The following is a 22,124-nucleotide window of genomic DNA, read 5'->3' on the forward strand; positions in this document are numbered from 1 at the left end:
GCGGCCCGGCCGGGCGCGCCGCCCGCCGATCGCCGGCGGGGGCCGAGGGCGCCTGTGACCAACCGGGCATAGGCAATTCGGATCGCGCGCTCCTATATGGCCGGGAGTCCACGCGCGAGACGACCACCGCCATGCAGCCGGTCACCATCTACACCACGGCCTGGTGTCCCTACTGTTCGGCGGCGAAGAGCCTGCTGAAGGAGAAGGCCGTCGCCTTCCAGGAAATCGATGTCGAGCGCGTGCAGGGTGCCCGGGGCGCCATGGTCGAACGCGCCGGCGGCCGGACCAGCGTGCCGCAGATCTTCATCGGCGAGACGCATGTCGGCGGCTGCGACGATCTGTACGCCCTCGAGCGGGCCGGCAAGCTCGACCCCCTTTTGAAGGACAGGGCCGATGCCTGAGTCCCGCTTCACGGCCGCGTGCCTCCAGATGCGCTCGGGTCGGGACCCGGGCGCGAACCGCGATGCGGCCGTGGCGGGGATCCGGGCGGCGGTGGAACGCGGCGCGGCCTACGTGCAGACGCCCGAGATGACATCCCTGGTCGAGCGGAGCCGGGAACGCCTCTTCGCGCAGGTCACCTCCGAGGCGCAGGACCAGACCCTCGCGGCCCTCCGGGATGTCGCGCGGGAAACCGGTACCGTGGTGCAGATCGGCTCGATCGCGGTGCGCGCGGGAGACAAGATCGCTAACCGCGCCTACCTGATCGGCGGTGACGGCGACATCCTCGCGTCCTACGACAAGCTCCACCTCTTCGATGTCGACCTGCCGAGCGGCGAGCGCTGGCGGGAATCGGCGACCTATTCGGGCGGGGCCTGCGCGGTGGTCGCCGCCACGCCCTGGGCCATGCTCGGCCTGACGATCTGCTACGACATCCGTTTCCCCGCGCTCTATCGGGCCCTCGCCGAGGCCGGAGCCGAGGTCCTGACCGCGCCAGCCTGCTTCACGCGCCAGACCGGCGAGGCGCACTGGCACGTTCTCCAGAGGGCGCGGGCGATCGAGACCGGATCCTTCGTGATCTCGGCGGCGCAGGGGGGCACGCACGAGGACGGGCGGGAGACCTTCGGGCATTCCATGATCGTCGATCCCTGGGGTCGCGTCCTCGCCGATGCCGGCGGGTCCGATCCCGGCATCATCCTGGCGGAGATCGACGTCGCGCAGGTCCTCGATGCCCGGGCGCGGATCCCGTCGTTGAAGCATGGCCGTCCGTTCACGGTCGAGCGGGTCGGCCCCAAGGTCCAGGCCGCCCAGTAGGCAGCGCAGCAAGTCAAGAGAATGATCCGGTACAGTCTCGTCTGCGAGGCCGGACACGGCTTCGAGAGCTGGTTCCCGTCCTCGGATTCCTACGACACGCAGGTCGCGCGCGGGCTGGTGACCTGCCCTGTGTGCGACAGCGACAAGGTCGGCAAGGCCCTGATGGTCCCGAGCATCGCGCGCACCGACCGGGAGCGGGTGCCGGCATCGCCGCGGGCGCAGCCCGACGCGGCCGTCACCATGGTGTCGGAGCCCGAACGCCAGGTGAGGGCCATGCTCCGCGCCCTGCGGGACCAGGTCGTGGCGAATTCCGAGCACGTGGGCGCGCGCTTTCCCGACGAGGCGCGCAGGATCCATTACGGTGAGGCGGAGGGCCGCGCGATCTACGGTGAAGCCAGCCTCGCGGAGGCCCGGGCCCTCATCGAGGAAGGGATCGACGTGGCCGCCCTCCCGGTCCTGCCCGAAGATCGCAACTGAGCGGCGCCGCGGCGCGCGTTCAGGGCCGCACCGCCGCGGTGCCGGCCAGGGAGGCCAGCGCGGCGGACGCGAGGGCGCTCCATCCGGCCAGGGAGATCCCGAGCACCCGCAAGGCCGCCACCGAGCAGTCGACGACCTTGGTCGACTGCAGCGCGCTCAGGAAATCCCCGATCTGCGCGGGATTGGCGCCCGCTCCGCCGCCGCAATCGCTGGGGCCCGCCCAGAACCCCCACTCGGCGCCCGCGTGATAGACGCCGACCGCCGTCCCGTAGAGCAGCCCGAGAGCCGCGAGACCGAGGGCCACCCGCCCGAGGCGCTCCGGCGCGAACAGCGCCGCGAGACCCAGCGGGACCGCCGCGTAGTAGGGCAGTCGCTCGGTCAGGCAGAGCTTGCAGGGCGCGTAGCCATATCCGTACTGCAGGACGAGGACCGCGGCCACGATGAGGGCCGACAGGATGGCGAGCCACAGGCCGGCCGTCTTCACACGCAGGGCAGCCGCCGTATTCATCGCTACAGGATCACCTTGAACAGCAGGAAGCCGAGGACGACGACGGCGACCGAGATGGCCACCACCGCGTTGAGGTGCCGGTCGAGGACGCCGCGGATCTGAACCCCGTACCGGCCGAGCAGCCCGGCCAGGATGAAGAAGCGGGCGCCCCGCGTGACGATCGACAGCAGCGTGAACCAGAACAGGCTGTAATGGGCGAAGCCCGACGTGATCGTGACGAGCTTGTACGGGATCGGCGTCAGGCCCTTCAGCAGGATGACCCAGTGGCCGTACCGGGCGTACGAATCCTGGAAGGTCGCCGCCGAATTCTGCAGGCCGTAGAGGCGGATCAACCATTCGCCCAGGGAATCGAACAGCAGCGCCCCGATGGCGTAGCCGACCAGACCGCCCAGGACCGACGCGACGGTGGCGATGGTGGCGTAGAGCCAGACCCGGTCGGGGCGGCTGACCGCCATGGGAACCAGCATGGCATCCGGCGGGACCGGGAAGAACGAGCTTTCGGCGAACGCCACGGCTCCGAGCGCGTAGGGCGCGGACGGCTTGTTGCTGAGCGCGAGGATCCACGCGTAGAGCCGCCGGAGCATTCAACATTCCGCAAGGAGTGGCCGGCCGCCCTTTGACCATAGGCGCTGCGCCTTGGCCAGATCGACCGTCGCGATGAAAAACACCCTTGGCCCGCGCCGCCGACCTGTGCGAAGAGCGCCCTGCAGGCGGGTATGGCGGAATTGGTAGACGCGGGCGACTCAAAATCGCCAGCCGCAAGGCGTGGGGGTTCGATTCCCTCTACCCGCACCACAGGTCTCCCCGATGCGGAGGCGCCGGCATCGCAGGGTTACGTCCTGCGCCCGCGGCGCGTCCCTGACGCCGTCCGACGGCACCCGGAACCGGGGCGAGACAGCCGGTCATCCTGACGTCGGCCGCGGCCTCCCCTAGTTTCATCGCCGCGGCGGCGTGAGCCGCCCGTGGCAACAGGGCGCGGCCGTGAGCGAGCACCGAAACATCGCGGTCCTGGGCGCCGGCATCGCCGGGGCGGTGGTTGCCCGGCGGCTTGCCGACGCCCGATGGACTGTCCGCGTCTTCGACAAGGGACGCGGCGTCGGCGGCCGGATGGCGACCCGGCAGATCGACGGGATGCCGTTCGATCACGGCGCGCAGTTCATGCGCGCGCACGGTCCCGCCTTCGCGGCGCAGCTCGACGATTGGGCGCGACGGGGCGTCGTGGCGCCCTGGTCGGGCGCGGGTCGCTGGGTCGGCGTGCCCGGCATGACCGCGCCCGTCCGCGATCTGCTGACGGATCTCGCGGTGGCGAGCGACGCGACGGTCACGCGGATCCTCCGGCGGGGCGACGACTGGCACGTCGAACTGGCGTCCGGCGCGGTCCACGGCCCCTTCGCCGCGGTGGCGATCACCTTCCCCGCTCCGCAGGTCGCGGCCTTGCTCCAGGCGTCCGGCTTCGCGCTGCCCGAGGTGGCGCGGGCGACCTATGCGCCCTGCTGGTCGCTGATGCTCGCGCTGGACGAGCCGCAGGCGGAGATCCTGATCGAGCCCCGGGAGGATCCCATCGGCCTTATCGCCCTCGACTCGTCCAAGCCCGGCCGGCCCGAGGGCGTCCGGCTGACGGTCCACGCCACGCCGAACTGGTCGCGCCTGCACCTTGAGGAGCCGCGCGAATCCATCGCCGCGGCCCTCATCCGGGCCGCCGGAGACCGGATCGGTACGGCGCTCCGGCCCACCACCGCGGTGGCACATCGCTGGCGCTACGCCCAGGTGGAGACCGCCCTGGAGGTGCCGAGCCTCTACGACCGAACCCTGCGGATCGGCGCGGCCGGCGACTGGTGTTTCGGCGCCCGCGTCGAGGCCGCCTACGACAGCGGCGCGGCCCTCGCCGAGACGATCCTGGCCGATCTGGGTCCGCAGGCGTGATCCCACCGATCGCCTTTCACCCCGCCTACGAGTCGAGCCTTCCGTCCAACCACCGGTTCCCGATGCGGAAGTACGGTTTGCTGGCGGAGACGCTGATCGCCAAGGGCCTCGCGCCGCTCGGCTTCGTGACCCCGGAGCCGGCAACCGCGGAGATCCTGGTCCGCGCGCACGACCCTGCCTACGTGGCGGCGGTGGTGAGCTGCGCGGTGCCCCGCGAGATCGAGCGGGCGATCGGCCTTCCGGTCGATGCGTCGCTGGTACGACGCTCGCGCGCCTCCGTGGGCGGGACCCTGCTGGCCGCGCGCCTGGCGCTCGCCGAGGGGCTCGCGGGCAGCGCCGCCGGCGGCAGCCACCACGCCCGGCGATCGCAGGGGGCCGGCTTCTGCGTGCTGAACGATGTCGCGGTGGCGGCGCGCACCCTCCAGGCCGAACGGCTGATCACCCGCGCCCTCGTGGTCGATCTCGATGTGCACCAGGGCGACGGCACCGCGGATTGCCTCGCCCTGTGCCCCGAGCTGTTCACGCTGTCGATCCACTGCGAGAACAACTACCCCGCTCAGAAGATCGCCGGCGACCTCGATATCGGGCTGCCGGATCGCCTCGCCGACGGCGCCTACCTCGAGATCCTGCAGGCGCGCCTGCCCGCGCTCCTCGATGCCCTGGCGCCCGACCTCGTGTTCTACAACGCCGGGGTCGATCCCCACCGGGACGATCGGCTCGGGCGCCTGTGCCTCACCGACGAGGGCCTGCTGGCGCGGGACCGTTTCGTGGTGTCCCAGGCCCGGGCTCGCGGCATCCCGCTCGTGGCGGTCATCGGCGGCGGCTACACCACCGACGTCGACGCCCTGGCGCAGCGGCATGCGTTGGTGTTCGAGGCGATGGCCGCCGAAGCCGCGGCGGGTCCGGCATCCGCCTGAGGCCCGAATGCATCAGGGTTCGCCGAACCTGATCGACGCGACGGCGTGGAAAGGTTTGGGCAAGCTCCGCATCCCAGAATGCCTCGACAGGGGATGTCTGCCGCGAAGCATCCGCGGCGCATTCTGTCGCCGTTGAGGTTGGAGCCATGCTTGCGCGGGTCTGGGACGTGGTCAAGGCGACGCTGGCGGTGTCGGCCCTGATCGCCGCCGCGCTCATCTCGGCCGACAAGGTCGATCGGCAGCGGGCGCAGCCGACGGCCGGTGTGACCCTGAACGAACCCGCCTTGACCGGCGCGATCACGCCCTCCGCACGTCCGTGACCTGCACCGGCCGTGAGGAAGCCCCGGGGCTCCGGTCCGGGATCGGAGCGGTCCCGCCGCGCGTCACCAGCCGTTGATGCGGGGCCAGATCTCGCCCGTGTGCTTCCCGTCCGCGACCACGTGGTAGCGATCGTGCTGGGCGCCGGTGGCGCAGGCGTGGTTCGGCAGGATCCGCAGCCGCGTGCCGATCGGGAGGTCGGGCAGCGTTGCCGTCGAGCCCTGCCGGACGGCGAGGATCCCGTGCTCCTGGTTGGCGCCGCGCACGATCAGGTCCCGCAGGGGCCGGCCCGCCCGGTCGCACACCACGCCATAGCCCTGGTCGACCGACTGTGCCGCCGTGCCCCGGTCGCGCGACAGCGCCATCCACCCGGCATCGGTGATGATCCAGCCCTTCTCGCGCTGGTGGCCGATCACGGTGGCCAGGACGGTGAGCGCGATGTCGGCAACCGCGCAGGAGCCGACTCCCGCCTGGAACAGGTCGCCGATCATGAACACCCCGGCGCGCATTTCGGTCACGCCGTCGAGGCGCTCCGCGTAGCGCGCGGTCGGGGTCGAGCCGACGCTGACGACGGGGCAGGGCAGGCCGGCCGCCCGGAGGATCGAGGCGGCCGCCACCGCGGCCGCGCGCTCGGCCTCCGCCGCGTCGCGCAAGGCGGCGGGATCGTGGAGCCCGTAGCTGTCGCCGGCGTGGAGCAGCACGCCGCGCAGGGCGGCGCCCGGGGCGAGCGCACGGCCGATGCCGACCAGCCGCTCCCCGTCGTGGGGTCCGACGCCGGACCGATGCCCGTCGCCATCCACCTCGATCAGCACCGGCAGGGTGTCGCCGGTGCGCTGACCCCAGGCCGCAACCGCGTCGGCCTGCACGATCGAATCGAGGACGATCGCCAGATCGGCACCCCAGCGCCGCCGGATGGCGCCGACGCGGTCGAGTTTCTGGGGTGCGATCCCCACCGCGTAGATCATGTCGCGGACGCCGCCCTCGGCGAAATACTCCGCTTCCCGCAGGGTCGAGACCGTGGCGGGACCCGACGCCTGCGCCATGGCCACGCGTGCGACGGCGAGGGACTTGGCGGTCTTGAGATGCGGCCGCAGCGTGACGCCCAATCCGTCCAGGCGCGCGCGCATCCCGTCGACATTCGCCTTGAGGCGATCCGCGTCGAGGAGGAGACACGGCGTTTCGAGTTCGTCGAGCCCGTCGCCCCCGGACGACACCGCGCGCTCACCGACCATCGCCCCGCTCCCGCCACCCACAACGTCGGCAACCGATAGGCGCTCGCCGGTGCCGCTCCAAGACCTGCGGCGTGGGGTCCCGTGGAGAGGCGGCCCCTAAACGGACCGGCGCAGAGCTGCCACGAAGGCTGTCGCGTCGCGGCCGATCTCCGCGACCGATTTTCCGGGACGGTAGAGATTCGAACCCAGTCCGAAGCCGTCGGCCCCGGCTTGCCGCCACGCGGCGACGCCGTCCGGGGCGACACCGCCGACCGCGAGCACGCGCGTGCCGGTCGGCAGCACCGCCCGATGCGCCTTGAGGGCCGCCGGCGAGGCGACGTCCGCCGGGAAGAGCTTCAGGGCGGTGGCGCCGGCCGCGAGCGCCGCGAAGGCTTCGGTCGGCGTCTGGTAGCCCGGCAACGAGACCAGACCGGCCGCCACCGTCGCCCGGATGACGGCGGCATCGGTGTTGGGCGAGACCACCAGGGTGCCTCCGGCGGCGGCGACGGCCTCCACCTGCGCCGCCGTCAGCACGGTGCCGGCACCGATCAGGGCACGCCCGGCCAGTCGGTCGGCCAGGACGGCGATGCTGCGCAGCGGCTCCGGCGAGTTGAGCGGAACCTCGATCAGGGTGAACCCGGCCGCCACGAGCGCCTCGCCCACCTCCGGCGCCTCCTCGGGCGTCAGGCCGCGCAGGATCGCCACGAGCGGGCAGGCCGAGAAGGCCGCGTCGAACCGGTCGAGGAGGGTCATGCGCGGTAGCTCCAGATGGCGTGGATCCCCGCCGTGGCGGAACCGTCCGGCACCACGACCGGCGTCCCGCCCGCCTCGGTGATCGCGACGGCGTAGAGGACGCCGAGCGGTCCGCCGCCGAGCACGTGGACCGGTCGGCGGCCGAGATCCTCGCGGGTCGCGACGTCGGCGCCGATCAGGATGCCGCTGGCGTAGGCGGCGGCCTCGGACGGCGCAAGCCGTTCGAGGAGCACCCCGGCCCGGACCTCGAACAGGGTCGCGACGAGGTTCTGCGACGCGATCCCACGGCGGAGCCCGCGCCGGAACGCGGCCCCGTCGGTGACGGCGCCGTCCAGCATCCCCGCGAGCACACCGTGGGCGCCGAGCAGCGCGAACACCTCGCCGGTCATCACCGTCGTGAAGGTGGTGATCGCGCCCCCCGCGGTCTCGATCCACTTGTTGTGCGTGCCGGGCTGGCAGAAGAGCGCGGTCGGCGGCGCCGCACCGGTCCGGATCGCGCCGAGGACCTGGATCTCCTCGCCCCGCATCACGTCCGGCCGCTTGCCGTTTCTGAGGGCGACGCCGGGAACGATGTGAACGCCGGGCGCGGCCTCCAGCGTCGCAGCCGCCAGCTGCTCCAGGCCGGCCGGAACATCGACGTAGGGCGCCTCGCGCCAGCCCCGGCTCGAACCCACCATCCCGCTGGCGATGATCGTGTCGGCGCCGAGGCGCTGGCGCAGGGCGGCCACGGATACGGGATAGTCGCCGGGGGCGAGCGCCAGGACGCCGCGATCATCCTGCAGGCTGTCGACCACGGCGCCGTCGGCGGTGATCGCGTAGGCCCGCCGGTTGGTCGTGCCCCAGTCGACCGCGAGATAGGCCGGCCGACCCGACATGCCACCCTCCCCAATGCAATTTGTCTGAGTTAATCGGGCGCCGACGACCCGTCAAGCGCGAAGCGGCCGGCCTGCGCGCGCGAAAACGGCGGAGAATTATCAGTCGCCGGGGATTGTCGCTCCGCGCCGAGCGTTTGCGATGGACTGTTCCAGGGCAGATCGGCGATATGGCCGCCAAGACATCATGTCCGGGAGGGACGCGCTTGGCACGGGACGTGATCCTGGCGACCGATGGCCTGACGATGGAATTCCGCGGGTTCCGGGCCGTCAACGGCGTGGCGTTGCAGGTCGAGCGCGGGACGATCCACGCGCTGATCGGACCGAACGGGGCCGGCAAGACCACCTGCTTCAACCTGCTGACCAAGTTCCTCATCCCGACCGCCGGGACGATCCGGTACAAGGACCGGGACATCACCGGGATGAAGGCCGCCGACGTGGCCCGCCTCGGCCTCGTGCGCTCCTTCCAGATCTCCGCGGTGTTCCCGCACCTCACGGTGATGGAGAACGTCCGGATCGCGCTGCAGCGGAGGCGGCGGGGCGACTCCTTCGATTTCTGGCGGCCCGAGCGGGTGCTACGGGCCCTCGACGACGAGGCGCTCGCGCTGGTCGAGGCCGTCGGCCTGTCCGACTTCGCCGATGGGCTGGCGGTCGAACTCTCCTACGGGCGCAAGCGCGCGCTGGAGATCGCCACGACCCTCGCCCTCGACCCGGAGATGCTGCTCCTCGACGAGCCGATGGCCGGCATGGGCCATGAGGACGTGGAACGGACGGCGGCCCTCATCCGCCGCGTGTCGAAGGATCGCACGATCCTGATGGTGGAGCACAACCTGTCCGTCGTGGCCTCCCTGTCGGACCGCATCACCGTCCTGGCCCGCGGCCAAGTGCTGGCCGAGGGCGATTACGCCACCGTCTCGAAGGATCCGCGCGTGATCGAAGCGTATATCGGGGCGGGTCATGCCTGAGGCAGCGCTGCGGGCATCCGCACCGGCGGCGGCGACCGGGTCGCTCCTCACCCTACGCGGGCTGGAGGGCTGGTACGGCGAAAGCCATGTCCTGCACGGCATCGACCTCGACGTGCGGGCCGGCGAGGTCGTCACGCTGCTCGGCCGCAACGGCGCGGGCAAGACCACCACCCTCCGGGCGATCATCGGCATCCTCGCCAAGCGCGCCGGCTCGATCGTCTACGACGGCGTCGAGACCATCCGGATGGCCTCCCGCAACATCGCCAGGCTCGGCCTCGGCTACGTGCCGGAGGAGCGCGGCATCTTCGCGAGCCTCACCGTCCACGAGAACCTGATGCTGCCGCCGCGGGTGAAGCCGGGGGGCATGTCGGTGGCCGAGATCCACACCCTGTTCCCGAACCTGAAGGAGCGCGCCGGCAGCCAGGGCACGAAGCTCTCGGGCGGCGAGCAGCAGATGCTGGCGATCGGGCGGATCCTGCGGACCGGCGCCAAGCTGATCCTGCTCGACGAGCCCACGGAGGGCCTCGCGCCGGTCATCGTCCAGCAGATCGGCCGGACGATCCAGCAATTGAAGGCTCAGGGCTACACGATCGTGCTGGTCGAGCAGAACTTCCGCTTCGCCCAGACGCTCGCGGACCGGCATTTCGTCATCGAGCAGGGCCGGGTGGTCGACATGATCCCCAACGCCGAACTTGACGCCAATATCGACAAGCTTCACGCGTATCTCGGCGTCTGAAGCCTGCCTAGTAAAGCTGTACAAGCGCCGGCAATCGGCGCCTCGATACTCGGCCGGCAGGGAATTGCCGCGCCGCTGGAGGATGGAAACGCAATGTTCGGACGCATCGCCCGGCCTGTGACCCTCGCCGCGCTCTCGGGCGCCCTGATGATCGGCACCGCGGCCGCGCAGACGAACGTGAAGATCGGGATCCTCGGCGACCGCTCGGGCGCCTATTCCGACATCAGCGGAGAGGGCTCGGTCGTGGCCGCGAAGCTGGCCATCGAGGACTTCAAGCCGGAGACGCACGGCCTGAAGGTCGAGATCGTCTCGGCCGACCACCAGAACAAGCCCGATGTCGGGGCCGCCATCGCCCGGCAATGGTACGACCGCGACGCGGTCGACATGATCACGGACGGCGTGACCTCCTCGGTGGCGCTGGCGATCAGCCAGGTCACCAAGGAGAAGAACAAGGTCTTCATCGACACCGGCGCCGGCACCGCGGACCTCACCGGCCCCCAATGCACGCCGAACACGATCCACTGGGTCTACGACACGGTGGCGCTCGCCAACGGCACCGGCGGCGCCATGGTCAAGCGCGGCGGCAACACGTGGTTCTTCCTCACCGCCGACTACGTGTTCGGCCAGACGCTCCAGCGCGACACCAGCGCGGTCATCACCAAGAATGGCGGCAAGGTCCTGGGCTCGGTGAAGACGCCGTTCCCGACCTCCGATTTCTCATCCTTCCTGCTGCAGGCCCAGGGGTCGGGCGCCAAGGTGATCGGGCTCGCCAATGCCGGCACCGACACCATCAACTCCATCAAGCAGGCCGGCGAGTTCGGCATCACCGAGGGCGGCCAGGCGCTCGCCGGACTCCTGGTGTTCTCCTCGGACGTGCACTCGCTGGGCACCAAGGTCGCGCAGGGGCTGGTGCTCACGGAGCCGTTCTACTGGGACCTGAACGACCAGACCCGGGCGTTCTCGGACCGGTTCGCCAAGCAGATGAAGGGCGGCTCGAAGCCCACCGCCAATCACGCGGGCGTCTATTCGGACGTGCTCCACTACCTGAAGGCGGTGGCCGAGCTGAAGTCGACCGCCGACGGCGCCGCCACGGTCGCCAAGATGAAGGCGATGCCGACCGACGACCCGCTGTTCGGCAAGGGCTCGATCCGCGCCGACGGGCGCAAGATCCACGACATGTACCTGTTCGAGGTCAAGAAGCCCGCCGAGTCGAAGGGCGAGTGGGACCTGTACAACAAGCTGGAGACCATCCCGGGCGACCAGGTCTTCCGTCCCCTCAACGAGGGCAATTGCCCGCTCGTGAAGGGCTGACGGTGCGATCGGGGCGCGGAGAACGGCCATGACCACGATCTTCGGCGTGCCGACCCAGGCGCTGTTCGGACAGCTGCTGCTCGGCCTGATCAACGGCTCGTTCTACGCGATCCTGTCGCTCGGGCTCGCGATCATCTTCGGGCTCCTGAACATCATCAACTTCGCCCACGGCGCACTCTACATGATGGGCGCCTTCGTGGCCTGGATGCTGCTCACCTACGTGGGCCTCGGCTACTGGTGGGCGCTGGGGCTCGCGCCCCTCGTAGTCGGCGTGTTCGGCATCGTGCTGGAGCGGGTGCTGATCGCCCGGCTCTACAAGCTCGACCACCTCTACGGGCTGCTGCTGACCTTCGGACTGGCGCTGATCATCCAGGGCCTGTTCCGCAACCAGTACGGCGTGTCGGGCCTGCCCTACGCGATCCCGGCCGAGCTTTCGGGCGGCCAGCGCCTGCCGTTCATGTTCCTGCCGAACTACCGGGCCTGGGTGGTGGTCGCCTCGCTGACCGTGTGCATCGCCACCTGGCTGGTGATCGAGAAGACCAAGCTCGGCGCCTACCTCCGGGCCGCCACCGAGAACCCGACGCTGGTCCAGGCGTTCGGGGTCAACGTGCCGCTGTTCCTGACCCTCACCTACGGGTTCGGGGTGGCGCTCGCGGGCTTCGCGGGCGTGCTGGCGGCGCCGATCTACTCGGTGAATCCCAACATGGGCGCCGACATCATCATCGTGGTCTTCGCCGTGGTGGTGATCGGCGGCATGGGCTCGATCATCGGCTCGGTGATCACCGGCTTCGCGCTGGGTCTGGTCGAGGGGCTGACCAAGGTGTTCTATCCGGAGGCGTCGGCCACCGTGATCTTCGTGATCATGGTGCTGGTGCTGCTCGTCAAACCCGCCGGCCTGTTCGGGCGCACGGCCTGACCGCGAACCGAGGCTCGAACCCCCATGGCCGACACCGCCGCCCTCGACGCCGCCCCGATCGCCGCCGCGCTGCCGACGCGTCGTGACGACAAGGCGCTCCACCGCCTGATCTTCGTGGGCATCGCGGTGCTGCTGATCGTGGCGCCGCTGGTGCTCTACCCCGTCTACCTGATGAAGGTGCTGTGCTTCGCGCTGTTCGCCCTCGCCTTCAACCTGCTCCTCGGCTACGGCGGCCTGCTCTCCTTCGGCCACGCCGCCTATTTCGGCATGGCGAGCTATCTCTGCGCCTATACGGCCAAGAGCCTGGGCTTCTCGCCGGAGCTGGCGATCCTGTCGGGCACCGCGACCGCGGCGCTGTTCGGCCTCGTCTTCGGCGCGCTGGCGATCCGCCGCCAGGGCATCTACTTCTCGATGATCACCCTGGCGCTGGCCCAGATGGCGTTCTTCTTCTCGCTGCAGGCGAAGTTCACCGGCGGCGAGGACGGCATCCAGGCGGTCCCCCGCGGCAACCTCTTCGGCGTGCTGAGCCTCGCCGACGATCGGGCGATGTACGGGTTCGTCTGCGTGATCTTCATGGCCGGGATGCTGCTGATCTACCGGATCATCCACTCGCCGTTCGGTCAGGTGCTCAAGGCGATCCGCGACAACGAGCCGCGAGCGATCTCGCTCGGCTACCGGGCCAGCCAGTACAAGCTCGCGGTCTTCGTCCTCTCGGCGACGCTGGCGGGTCTCGCGGGCTCGACCAAGGCCATCGTGTTCCAGCTGGCCTCGCTCACCGACGTCCATTGGTCGATGTCGGGCGAGGTGGTGCTGATGACGCTGGTCGGCGGCATGGGCACGGTGTTCGGGCCGATCGTCGGCGCGCTGGTGATCGTCACCATGGAGACCTACCTCGCCCAGTTCGGCGCCTGGGTCACGATCATCCAGGGCTGCGTCTTCGTGATGTGCGTGCTGCTGTTCCGCGAGGGCATCGTCGGGCTCATCGCCAAGGTGATCCGCAAGCCGCTCTGACCCGAAGGATCCGGTTGCGCCGCCCGGGGCGGTGACAATTCGTTAACCAAGACCGCGCAACCTGACATTCCAATCCGGTCAGGTGCTGCCATGTCGAAAGCCGCTTCGCTCAGCATCGACGATCCCGCGGTCGATTGCCCGGTTCCGGCGGAGACGGTCGGCCGGCTCATCAAGGCCGATCCCGATACCGCCAGCTTCCTCCTGGACGGGATCCCGGAGGCGACACGGGCGCGCCTCGCGGTCTGGCTCTACGGACGCAGCCATACCCACGAGATCGGCATCCGCGTGGCCGCGAGCTGCGACGGCGCGACCCTGCGCCGGGCCGCCGGGATCGTCGGGAACGCCCTGTACGACCTGTCCCGGAGGCCCTATGCGGCGCCGAGTCACGGGACGCGGAGCGGCGGCGCCGGCCGCATCTCCCTCGGCGGGTCCGCCCGGCGCGCCTGACCGCCGCGACGCGCGTCACCCGCCGCGATTGGAACGCCGCGCCGCAGCGGCTATCGTCGCGGCCGATGTCCGCTCCCCCGACAGTGCTGCCCGTCCGGCGCCTCGATCCCGTCCTCGTCGACCGCATCGCGGCCGGCGAAGTCGTCGAGCGCCCGGCCTCCGCCGTGAAGGAGCTGGTCGAGAACGCCGTCGATGCCGGTGCCCGGACCGTCGACGTCACCGTGGAGGCCGGCGGTCGCCGCCTGATCCGCGTGGTCGATGACGGGCGCGGCATGTCGCCGGACGACCTGGACCTCGCCGTCGAGCGCCACGCCACCTCGAAGCTTCCCGGCGGCGACTTGGCGGCGATCCGGACCCTGGGCTTCCGCGGCGAGGCCCTGCCGTCGATCGGGGCCGTCTCGCGCCTCGCCCTGGTCACCCGGAGCCACGACGCCGAGGCCGGCGCGAGCCTCACCGTCGAGGCCGGCAGCAAGGGGCAGGTCCGCCCGGCGCCGGCCCAGCGCGGCACCCGGATCGAGGTCACCGAGCTGTTCGCCGCGACCCCGGCCCGCCTGAAGTTCCTGAAATCCGACCGGGCCGAGAACGCCGCGATCGCCGAGGCCCTGCGCCGGCTCGCCGTGGCGCAGCCCGGCATCCGCTTCACCCTGCGCGCCGATGCCGGCCAGCCGCTGGTCCTGCCGGCCGAGAGCGGCACGGACGCGGACCTGCGCCGGCTCACCGCGGTGCTCGGGCCGGATTTCACCGCGAACGCGCTGCCGGTCCACCTGGCGCGCGAGGGCTTCTCGGTCACCGGCCATGTCGGCCTGCCGACCTACCACCGCGGCGCCGCCGGCCACATCCACCTCGTGGTCAACGGTCGGCCCGTCCGGGACCGGCTGCTCCTCGGCGCCGTCCGCGGGGCCTACGCCGACACCCTGGCCTCCGACCGGCATCCGGTGCTCGGGCTCGCCATCGCGTGCGATCCGGACCTCGTCGACGTCAACGTGCATCCGGCCAAGACCGAGGTGCGGTTCCGCGAACCCGGGCTGGTCCGCGCCCTGCTCGTGAGCGCGATCCACGACGCCCTGCGCCGGGGCGGTGCCCGCTCGGCCACGACCGGGGGCGCGCGGACGCTCGATGCCCTGCGGCCGGCCGGGCCCGGCCTGTCGACCCATACCGGCGCCACGATGCCGAGCCTGTTCCGGCCGACGCGTCCGGGGGCTTTCCCCGCGGGGACGCCCTCGGTGGCGGCCCCGGCCGGCTATCGGCAGCCGGACCAATGGCGCTCCGCGTCGGCCCCGTCCGGGGCCGGGATGATCGGCGCGCGCGCCGCGGACGCCGCATCGGGTTTCGGCGAGGGGGCACAGGCCGTGTTCGAGCGCCCGTCCGCGGCGCATGAAACGATGGCACCGCCGCAGGCGGATCATCGCCCGGTCCCCGGCGCCGACGAGACCGTCGATCATCCCCTGGGGGCGGCCCGGGCGCAGATCCACGAGACCTACATCCTCGCCCAGACCCGGGACGGCCTGGTCATCGTCGACCAGCACGCCGCGCACGAGCGCCTCGTCTACGAGCGGATGAAGGCCGAGCGCGCGGCGGGCGGGATCGCCCGGCAGGGCCTGCTCATCCCCGACGTGGTGGAGATGAGCCCGGAGGAGGCCGACCGCCTGGTTGCCGCCGCGCCGGAGCTCGACCGTCTCGGCCTCGCCATCGAGGCCTTCGGCCCCGGTGCCGTGCTGGTCCGCGAGGTGCCGGCCGGGCTCATCGGGGCCTCGGTGCGGGATCTCGTGACCGACATCCTGGACGCCCTTGAGGCGAGCGGCGACGAGGAGGGCGCCGCCGCCGCCGCGGAGGGTGGCCCCCTGGGTCGGCGCCTGGACGCGGTGCTCTCGCGCATGAGCTGCCACGGCTCGGTCCGTGCCGGACGGCGCCTGCGGCCCGAGGAGATGAACGCGCTCCTGCGCGAGATGGAGGCGACGCCGAATTCCGGCCAGTGCAACCACGGCCGCCCGACCTCGATCGAGCTGAAGCTCGCCGACATCGAGCGGCTCTTCGGCCGCCGGTGACGCCCTCGGGGTCCCCCGCGCCGCCCGGATGAGCCGCGACCCCGAGGGGTTTCATCGAAGCGCTTTCATGGTCGTCACGGTGCAGATAACACCGCCCGATCCTGTCAGAATGCCGTTCCGCCCCGCGCACAGGCATCCGCCGGAGCCCGCGACCCATGGACTTCACCATCTCTCCCCGCGTCGAGGATTACCGCGCCCGGATCGCGGCCTTCGTCGATGCGCACATCCTGCCCCTGGAGGCCGACCCGTCCGCCTATGACGGCCACGGCAATATCGGCCTCGCCGAACTCGCCCGGCTCCGCGGCCTCGCGCGGGAGCAGGGCCTCTGGTGCCTCCAGCTGAAGCCGGAGACCGGCGGGGCCGGGCTCGACAAGGTCGGCATGGCGGTCTGCTACGAGGCGATGAACCGCTCGATCTTCGGGCCTGTCGTCTTCAACTCCGCCGCGCCCGACGACGGCAACATGATGGTGCTGGAGCGCGTCGCCACCCCCGCCCAGAAGGCGCGCTGGCTCGATCCGATCGTGCGCGGCGAGGTCCGCTCGGCCTTCGCGATGACCGAGCCGCATCCCGGCGGCGGTTCCGATCCCGGGATGATCCAGACCCGGGCCGAGCGGCGCGGCGACACCTACGTGGTGACGGGCCGCAAGTGGTACATCACCGGCGCCGAGGAGGCCGCGCACTTCATCCTGATGGCGCGGACCTCCGACGACCCGCGCAAGGGCCTGACCGCCTTCCTGTTCCACAGGGACCAGCCCGGCTGGGAGATCCTGCGCCGCATCCCGATCATGGGGCCCGAGGAGCACGGCGGCCATTGCGAGCTGCTGTTCGACGGCCTCGAGATCCCGGCCGAGAACGTCCTGATGCACGAGGGCGATGGCCTGAAGCTCACGCAGATCCGCCTCGGGCCCGCCCGGCTGACGCACTGCATGCGCTGGCTCGGCCTGTCGAAGCGCTGCGTCGAGATCGCCCGGGCCTACGCGGCCGAGCGTTACGGCTTCGGGATCCGTCTGGCCGACCGGGAGAGCATCCAATTGATGCTGGGCGATCTCGCCATGCGGATCGAGATCGGCCGCCTGCTGGTCATGAAGGCCGCCTGGGCCCTCGATCAGGGCAGCTTCGCCCGCAAGGAGGTGTCGATGGCGAAGGTGCACGTCGCCAACCTCCTGCACGCCGCCGCCGACACGGCGATCCAGATCAACGGCGCCCGGGGCTACTCCACCGACACGCCGCTTGAATGGATCTACCGCTACGCCCGGCAGGCGCGGCTGGTGGACGGGGCCGACGAAGTCCACAAGATGGTGCTCAACCGCAACCTGGAGGCCGAGGGCGATGCCTTCTGGTCGTGGCCGGTCGGCGCGTGAGCGAGAGGCACAGAGTATGACCGACGTCGTGATCACAGGCGCGGTGCGGACCGCGATCGGCACCTTCGGCGGCGCGCTCGCGGCCACGCCGCCCTCGGAGCTCGCGGCCCGCTGCGTCGCGGAGGTTCTGCGCCGGTCCGGAACCGACCCCCGGGCCGTCGGGCACGTCGTCTTCGGCAACGTGATCCCCACCGAGCCGCGCGACGCCTACATCGCCCGCGTCGCCGCCATCGAGGGCGGCCTCCCCCAGGAAGTCCCGGCGCTGACGGTCAACCGCCTGTGCGGCAGCGGCCTGCAGGCGATCGTCTCGGCGGCACAGGCGATCCTGCTCGGCGACGCGGACACGGCGGTCGCCGGGGGTGCCGAGAGCATGAGCCGGGCGCCGCATCTCCTGAAGACGGGGCGCGTCGGGCAGCGGATGGGCGACGTCGCCCTGGTCGACTACATGGTCGGCGTGTTGAGCGATCCGTTCGGCAACGGCCACATGGGTGTCACCGCCGAGACCGTCGCCGAGCGCTACGACGTGTCCCGCGAGCAGCAGGACGCGTTCGCCGCCGAGAGCCAGGCGCGCGCCGCCCGGGCGATCCGCGAGGGCCGGTTCCGCGACCAGATCCTGCCGATCGACGTGCTGCGCAAGCGCGAGACGGTGGCGTTCGACACCGACGAGCACCCCAAGCCCACGAGCGCCGAGGATCTCGCCAAGCTGCGGCCCGCCTTCGCCAAGACCGGCAGCGTGACCGCCGGCAACGCCTCCGGACTGAACGACGGCGCCGCGGCCCTCGTCCTGTCGAGCGCCGCCAAGGCCGAGCGCGACGGACGGAAGCCCCTGGCCCGCATCGTCGGCTACGCCCATGCCGGCGTCGATCCCGCCGAGATGGGCATGGGTCCGGTCCCGGCGGTGCGGCGTCTGCTCGAACGGACGGGCCTGCGCGCCGGGGATTTCGACGTCATCGAGTCCAACGAGGCCTTCGCATCCCAGGCCTGCGCGGTGGCGCGGGCGCTCGACCTCGACCCCGGCCGGGTCAACCCCAACGGCGGCGCCATCGCGCTGGGCCACCCGATCGGTGCCACGGGGGCGATCATCACCGTGAAGGCGATCTACGAACTCGCCCGGACCGGCGGGCGCTACGGGCTGGTCACGATGTGCATCGGCGGCGGCCAGGGGATCGCCATGGCCGTCGAGCGGATGCACTGAGATGGCCGGACCCTTCGACCTCGCCGGCCGGCACGTCCTGATCACCGGCGCCTCCAGCGGCCTCGGCCGCCACTTCGCCACCACCCTGGCCCGGGCCGGGGCGCACCTGTCCCTCGGCGCGCGCCGGGCCGAGGCCCTGGCCGAGACCGTCGCCCGCGTCGAAGGGGAGGGTGGTCGGGCTCACGCCGTCGTCATGGACGTGACCGCCTCCGCCAGCGTCGAGCAGGCCCTCGACGCCGCGGAGGCGCGGTTCGGCCCCGTCCGCGTCCTCGTCAACAATGCCGGCATCACCGCGACGAAGCCCGCCATGGACCTCGACGAGGCGGATTGGGACGGGGTGCTCGACACGAACCTGAAAGGCGTCTGGCTGGTGGCGCAGGCCACGGGTCGGCGCATGGTCCGCCACGGCGTCGGCGGCAGCATCGTCAACATCGCGTCGATCCTGGGCCTGCGGGTGACCGGGGGGCTCGCGCCCTACGCGGCCTCGAAGGCCGGCGTCATCCAGCTGACCAAGAGCCTCGCGCTCGAATGGGCCCGCCACGGCATCCGGGTGAACGCCCTGGCGCCCGGCTACATCAAGACCGAGCTGAACGACGCGTTCTTCGACTCGGATGCCGGGAAGGCGCTGATCAGGCGGGTGCCGCAGCGGCGGCTCGGCGAGGCGGCGGAACTCGACGGTCCGCTGCTCCTGCTCGCCTCGGATGCCGGCTCTTACATGACCGGGAGCGTCGTGGCGGTCGACGGCGGCCACTTGGTGTCGGGCCTGTAGCGGATGGATCAGGAACCGCTGCGCGCGTGGCTCGCCGAGCATCTCGGCTGCCCGGATCTCGCCATCGCCGACATGCGCCCCCTCGGCGGCGGCTCCATCCAGGAGAACCGGCTCGTCCGCTGCCGGGTCGGCGGCGGCACCCGCGCCTTCGTGCTGCGCATGGACGCCGCCGCCACCATCGCGTCGAGCCGCTCCCGTGCGGAGGAGTTCCGCATCCTGGAGGCGGTCTGGCGCGCCGGCGTCCGGGTGCCCGAGCCGGTCGGCTTCTGCGCCGACCCGGCCATCATCGGCGCGCCCTTCGCGCTGATGGGTCTCGTCGAGGGCGTCGGACTCGGCCCCCGGATCGCCAAGGATCTGGCCCTCGGGGGCGACCGCGAGCGTCTGGCCGAGACCCTGGGCGGCGAATTGGCCAGGATCCACGGCGCTCTCGATCCCCGCGACCTGCCCGCCGGGCTCGCCTTCCTGGGCGCGCCCGACCCGAACCCCGCGCTGGCCGAGATCGCCCGGCTGCGCGCCAGCCTGGACGGGATCGGCGCGCGGCGGCCGGCGATCGAATGGGGGCTGCGCTGGGGGGAGTCCCGGGCGCCGGACTGCCCGATGCCGACCCTCGTCCACCGGGACTATCGCACCGGCAACTACATGGTCGACGCCTCCGGCCTCACCGCGGTGCTGGACTGGGAATTCGCCGGCTGGGGCGATCCCGATCAGGATCTCGGGTGGTTCTGCGCCGCCTGCTGGCGCTTCGGCCGACCCGAGCTCGAGGCCGGCGGCATCGGGTCCCGGGCGGCCTTCTACCGGGGTTACGCGGCTGCGGGCGGACGCCCGATCGATCCGGAGCGCGTGGCCTATTGGGAAGTGATGGCGCATGTGCGCTGGGCGGTGATCGCGCTGGAGCAGGGCGCCCGCCACGTCTCCGGTCGCGAGTTCTCCCTGGAGCTGGCGCTGACCGGCCGCATGGTGCCCGACCTCGAACGCGCCATCCTCCGGGCGACGCCCCCGGGAACGTGGAGTTGAGCATGCAGGACGACCCCTCCGGCGCCGCCCTCCTCGACGCCGCCCGCCGGGCCCTCACCGAGGAGGTCGTGCCGGGCCTCGAAGGCCGTCCCCGCTACGTCGCCCTCATGGTGGCCAACGCGATCGGCATCGCCGCCCGGGAGATCGCCGAGGCTGATCGGTTGCAGGCGGCGTCCGAGCGCGTCCTGGCCGGCGACGGCGTCGAAGCCCTGGTCCGGGCGATCCGCGCCGGGGCCCGCGACGCCGATCCCGACCTGCACGCCGCCCTGAGCGCGGCGACGCAGGCGGCGGCCGAGGTCTGGAAGCCCGCCCGGTCCGAGCGCTGACGGCTCAGAGCGCCCGCGCCTGCTCGCGCAGGACGAATTTCTGGATCTTGCCGGTGGAGGTCTTCGGTAGCGGGCCGAACACCACGGTCTTGGGCACCTTGAATCGGGCCATCCGCGCGCGGCAGAAGGCGATCACGTCCCGGTCGGTCGGCGCGTCGGCGCCGGGCTTCATTTCGAGGAAGGCGCAGGGACTCTCGCCCCAGGTCGCGTCCGGTCGCGCCACCACGGCGGCCAGCATCACCGCGGGGTGGCGCATCAGCACCTCCTCGACCTCCAGACTGGAGATGTTCTCGCCGCCCGAGATGATGATGTCCTTCGCGCGGTCCTTGATCTCGACCGATCCGTCCGGATGCCAGACCGCGAGATCGCCGGTCCGATACCAGCCGCCGGCGAGGGCGCGCCCGGTCGCCTCCGGATTGCCGAGGTAGCCCTTCATCACCGTATTGCCGCGCAGGCGAATCTCCCCGACCGCCGTGCCGTCCCGCGGCACCGGCTCGTCCGTCGCCGGATCGACCACCGACACCGCTTCGAGAGTCGCGAGCGGCACGCCCTGGCGCGCCATCCGACCGTAGCGCTCCGCGTCGGTCAGGTCCGCCCAGTCCGGCTGCGCCAGGCAGACCGTCGCCGGGCCGTAGCTCTCGGTCGCGCCGTAGAGGTGCGTCACCTGGAAGCCCAGCTCCTCCATGGTGCGGATGATCGTCGAGGACGGCGCCGCCCCGCCCACCGCGCAGCGCACCCGTTGCGGGAAGGCCGTGCGGTCGGTGTCCGGCGCGTGGGCGATCATCGAGAGGACGATCGGCGCGCCGCAGAGATGCGTGACGCCGTGGGCGGCGATCAGGCGGAAGATCGCCGCCGGCTCGACCTTGCGGAGGCAGACCTGGGTGGCGCAGGCCGCGACGCTGGCCCACGGGTACGACCAGCCGCTGCAGTGGAACATCGGCAGCGTCCACAGATACACGCTGTCGGCCGTCAGCCCGAAGGTCACGGCGTTGCCGAGCGCCTGGAGGTACGCGCCGCGATGGCTGTAGACCGCGCCCTTGGGATCGCCGGTCGTGCCGGACGTGTAGAGCAGGCAGAGCGATTGCCACTCGTCCTCCGGGCCGACCCAGGCGTAGTCCGGATCGCCCTCGGCGAGGAGCGATTCGTACGGGAGCGCCCCGGCAAGGCCGGTCTCGCCGATCGCCACCACCAGGATCGGCTGCCCGAACGCCGCGACGGCCTGGGCGGCGAGGGGGGCGCATTCGGCCTCCACGATCAGCACCCGGGCACCCCCATGCGCCAGCGAGAACGCGATCGTCGCCGGATCGAGGCGCGTGTTCAGCGGATTGAGCACTGCGCCGAGCATCGGCACGGCGAAGTGCGCCTCGATCATCTCGGGCACGTTCGGGGCGAGGATCGCCACGGTGTCGAGGGGCCGGACGCCGCGGGCCGCGAGCGCCGAGGCGAGCCGGCGGCAGCGGGCGTACAGGTCGGCGTAGGTGATGCGCCGGTCGCCGTCGATGATCCCCACCCGGGCGCCGACGGCGGCGGCGGCCCGTGCCAGGAGGCTCGCCGGGGTGAGCGGGACGTGGTTCGCGGGCGTCCGATCGAGCCCGGCCTCGAACGGGTGTCGGCCGGGCTGGCCGGGGCGCTGCGGGGTCTCCGTCATCGTTCTGCCTTCTCAGCGGGCGGCGGGCGTGGCGTTCGCTCCGCGGGAAATGATTTCGCCGCCGTCCCGGCTGTCAATCGCGCCCGCGATCGCAGCCGGTGCCCGGCGCGCGTTCTGTCACGACGCAGAGTTGACGGAAGCGCCGCGCTG

The 22,124-nt window shown here is 71.7% G+C and carries 24 protein-coding genes and 1 tRNA gene; 19 read left to right on the plus strand and 6 right to left on the minus strand.

From position 1 onward, the window contains the following. Window positions 1-131: 131 nt before the first annotated feature. The 3 genes from grxC to MKL01_RS17345 are packed head-to-tail and all read left to right on the plus strand — an operon-like array spanning window position 132 to window position 1,728. The gene (gene grxC / locus MKL01_RS17335) at window positions 132-401 is read left to right on the plus strand and encodes a glutaredoxin 3 (protein ID WP_243906440.1); all 270 of its coding nucleotides are present in this window, start codon (window positions 132-134) and stop codon (window positions 399-401) included. Continuing rightward, entirely contained in the window at window positions 394-1,251 is an 858-nt protein-coding gene (locus tag MKL01_RS17340) for a carbon-nitrogen hydrolase family protein (protein WP_243906441.1), read from the plus strand. Before grxC ends, MKL01_RS17340 begins: the two co-directional genes overlap by 8 nt. A gap of 21 nt (window positions 1,252-1,272) precedes the next feature. After that, window positions 1,273-1,728, plus strand: coding sequence for a DUF1178 family protein (locus MKL01_RS17345; protein ID WP_243906442.1), 456 nt, complete (start codon window positions 1,273-1,275; stop codon window positions 1,726-1,728). A 19-nt stretch (window positions 1,729-1,747) separates the two neighbouring features. Here the strand turns inward: MKL01_RS17345 and MKL01_RS17350 are convergent, their stop codons facing one another. Both MKL01_RS17350 and MKL01_RS17355 read right to left on the minus strand, forming a co-directional pair. Continuing rightward, window positions 1,748-2,236 carry a disulfide bond formation protein B gene (locus tag MKL01_RS17350; RefSeq protein ID WP_243906443.1) on the minus strand — a complete coding sequence of 163 codons (489 nt, stop codon included), beginning with the start codon at window positions 2,234-2,236 and terminating at the stop codon, window positions 1,748-1,750. Window positions 2,237-2,238: 2 nt separating this feature from the next. Next, window positions 2,239-2,820, minus strand: coding sequence for a YqaA family protein (locus tag MKL01_RS17355; RefSeq protein WP_243906444.1), 582 nt, complete (start codon window positions 2,818-2,820; stop codon window positions 2,239-2,241). A 126-nt stretch (window positions 2,821-2,946) separates the two neighbouring features. Here MKL01_RS17355 and MKL01_RS17360 point away from each other — a divergent pair. The 4 genes from MKL01_RS17360 (at window position 2,947) to MKL01_RS17375 (ending at window position 5,396) form a co-directional block, all read left to right on the plus strand. Then, window positions 2,947-3,031, plus strand: a tRNA-Leu gene (locus tag MKL01_RS17360). A 186-nt stretch (window positions 3,032-3,217) separates the two neighbouring features. Next, window positions 3,218-4,159: an NAD(P)/FAD-dependent oxidoreductase gene (locus MKL01_RS17365; RefSeq protein ID WP_243906445.1), complete on the plus strand. Its 942-nt coding sequence runs from the start codon at window positions 3,218-3,220 to the stop codon at window positions 4,157-4,159. Next, the gene (locus MKL01_RS17370) at window positions 4,156-5,076 is read left to right on the plus strand and encodes a histone deacetylase (protein ID WP_243906446.1); all 921 of its coding nucleotides are present in this window, start codon (window positions 4,156-4,158) and stop codon (window positions 5,074-5,076) included. Before MKL01_RS17365 ends, MKL01_RS17370 begins: the two co-directional genes overlap by 4 nt. Window positions 5,077-5,222: 146 nt before the next feature. Then, window positions 5,223-5,396, plus strand: a complete 174-nt coding sequence (locus tag MKL01_RS17375) for a hypothetical protein (RefSeq protein ID WP_243906447.1) — start codon at window positions 5,223-5,225, stop codon at window positions 5,394-5,396. Window positions 5,397-5,459: 63 nt separating this feature from the next. Here MKL01_RS17375 and MKL01_RS17380 read toward each other — a convergent pair whose 3' ends face one another. From MKL01_RS17380 to MKL01_RS17390, 3 genes are all read right to left on the minus strand, one after another. Further along, complete coding sequence (locus tag MKL01_RS17380; protein WP_243906448.1) at window positions 5,460-6,626, minus strand: alanine racemase; 1,167 nt, start codon at window positions 6,624-6,626, stop codon at window positions 5,460-5,462. 96 nt (window positions 6,627-6,722) lie between these two features. Further along, on the minus strand, window positions 6,723-7,358 hold the full coding sequence (locus MKL01_RS17385) for a 2-dehydro-3-deoxy-6-phosphogalactonate aldolase (protein WP_243906449.1): 636 nt from the start codon (window positions 7,356-7,358) through the stop codon (window positions 6,723-6,725). Beyond that, window positions 7,355-8,233 (minus strand): 2-dehydro-3-deoxygalactonokinase, encoded by an 879-nt coding sequence (locus tag MKL01_RS17390; protein WP_243906450.1) that lies wholly within the window; start codon window positions 8,231-8,233, stop codon window positions 7,355-7,357. Before MKL01_RS17390 ends, MKL01_RS17385 begins: the two co-directional genes overlap by 4 nt. A gap of 203 nt (window positions 8,234-8,436) precedes the next feature. On the opposite strand from MKL01_RS17390, the gene MKL01_RS17395 reads away from it, so the two are divergent. From MKL01_RS17395 to MKL01_RS17450, 12 genes are all read left to right on the plus strand, one after another. Further along, the gene (locus MKL01_RS17395) at window positions 8,437-9,195 is read left to right on the plus strand and encodes an ABC transporter ATP-binding protein (RefSeq protein ID WP_243906451.1); all 759 of its coding nucleotides are present in this window, start codon (window positions 8,437-8,439) and stop codon (window positions 9,193-9,195) included. Beyond that, window positions 9,188-9,931 carry an ABC transporter ATP-binding protein gene (locus MKL01_RS17400; RefSeq protein ID WP_243906452.1) on the plus strand — a complete coding sequence of 248 codons (744 nt, stop codon included), beginning with the start codon at window positions 9,188-9,190 and terminating at the stop codon, window positions 9,929-9,931. The genes MKL01_RS17395 and MKL01_RS17400 overlap by 8 nt, the downstream gene beginning before the upstream one ends. Window positions 9,932-10,024: 93 nt before the next feature. Then, window positions 10,025-11,242 carry an ABC transporter substrate-binding protein gene (locus tag MKL01_RS17405; protein WP_243906453.1) on the plus strand — a complete coding sequence of 406 codons (1,218 nt, stop codon included), beginning with the start codon at window positions 10,025-10,027 and terminating at the stop codon, window positions 11,240-11,242. 28 nt (window positions 11,243-11,270) lie between these two features. Beyond that, window positions 11,271-12,158: a branched-chain amino acid ABC transporter permease gene (locus MKL01_RS17410; protein ID WP_092039731.1), complete on the plus strand. Its 888-nt coding sequence runs from the start codon at window positions 11,271-11,273 to the stop codon at window positions 12,156-12,158. Window positions 12,159-12,182: 24 nt separating this feature from the next. Continuing rightward, window positions 12,183-13,169, plus strand: coding sequence for a branched-chain amino acid ABC transporter permease (locus MKL01_RS17415; RefSeq protein ID WP_243906454.1), 987 nt, complete (start codon window positions 12,183-12,185; stop codon window positions 13,167-13,169). A gap of 90 nt (window positions 13,170-13,259) precedes the next feature. Continuing rightward, window positions 13,260-13,616, plus strand: coding sequence for a hypothetical protein (locus tag MKL01_RS17420; RefSeq protein ID WP_243906455.1), 357 nt, complete (start codon window positions 13,260-13,262; stop codon window positions 13,614-13,616). 65 nt (window positions 13,617-13,681) lie between these two features. Continuing rightward, window positions 13,682-15,661, plus strand: a complete 1,980-nt coding sequence (mutL, locus tag MKL01_RS17425) for a DNA mismatch repair endonuclease MutL (RefSeq protein WP_243906456.1) — start codon at window positions 13,682-13,684, stop codon at window positions 15,659-15,661. Between the two features lie 155 nt (window positions 15,662-15,816). Further along, window positions 15,817-17,022, plus strand: a complete 1,206-nt coding sequence (locus tag MKL01_RS17430; RefSeq protein ID WP_243906457.1) for an acyl-CoA dehydrogenase family protein — start codon at window positions 15,817-15,819, stop codon at window positions 17,020-17,022. A 16-nt stretch (window positions 17,023-17,038) separates the two neighbouring features. After that, window positions 17,039-18,217 carry a beta-ketothiolase BktB gene (gene bktB / locus MKL01_RS17435; protein WP_243906458.1) on the plus strand — a complete coding sequence of 393 codons (1,179 nt, stop codon included), beginning with the start codon at window positions 17,039-17,041 and terminating at the stop codon, window positions 18,215-18,217. Between the two features lies 1 nt (window position 18,218). Continuing rightward, window positions 18,219-18,986 carry an SDR family NAD(P)-dependent oxidoreductase gene (locus MKL01_RS17440; protein WP_243906459.1) on the plus strand — a complete coding sequence of 256 codons (768 nt, stop codon included), beginning with the start codon at window positions 18,219-18,221 and terminating at the stop codon, window positions 18,984-18,986. A gap of 3 nt (window positions 18,987-18,989) precedes the next feature. Beyond that, complete coding sequence (locus tag MKL01_RS17445) at window positions 18,990-20,000, plus strand: phosphotransferase family protein (RefSeq protein ID WP_243906460.1); 1,011 nt, start codon at window positions 18,990-18,992, stop codon at window positions 19,998-20,000. A 2-nt stretch (window positions 20,001-20,002) separates the two neighbouring features. Beyond that, the gene (locus MKL01_RS17450) at window positions 20,003-20,326 is read left to right on the plus strand and encodes a DUF6285 domain-containing protein (protein ID WP_243906461.1); all 324 of its coding nucleotides are present in this window, start codon (window positions 20,003-20,005) and stop codon (window positions 20,324-20,326) included. Window positions 20,327-20,330: 4 nt separating this feature from the next. Here MKL01_RS17450 and MKL01_RS17455 read toward each other — a convergent pair whose 3' ends face one another. Continuing rightward, window positions 20,331-21,974, minus strand: coding sequence for an AMP-binding protein (locus MKL01_RS17455; RefSeq protein ID WP_243906462.1), 1,644 nt, complete (start codon window positions 21,972-21,974; stop codon window positions 20,331-20,333). Window positions 21,975-22,124 lie beyond the last annotated feature (150 nt).

Source organism: Methylobacterium sp. J-070 (assembly GCF_022829385.1).
In the GTDB taxonomy this organism is placed as follows: domain Bacteria; phylum Pseudomonadota; class Alphaproteobacteria; order Rhizobiales; family Beijerinckiaceae; genus Methylobacterium.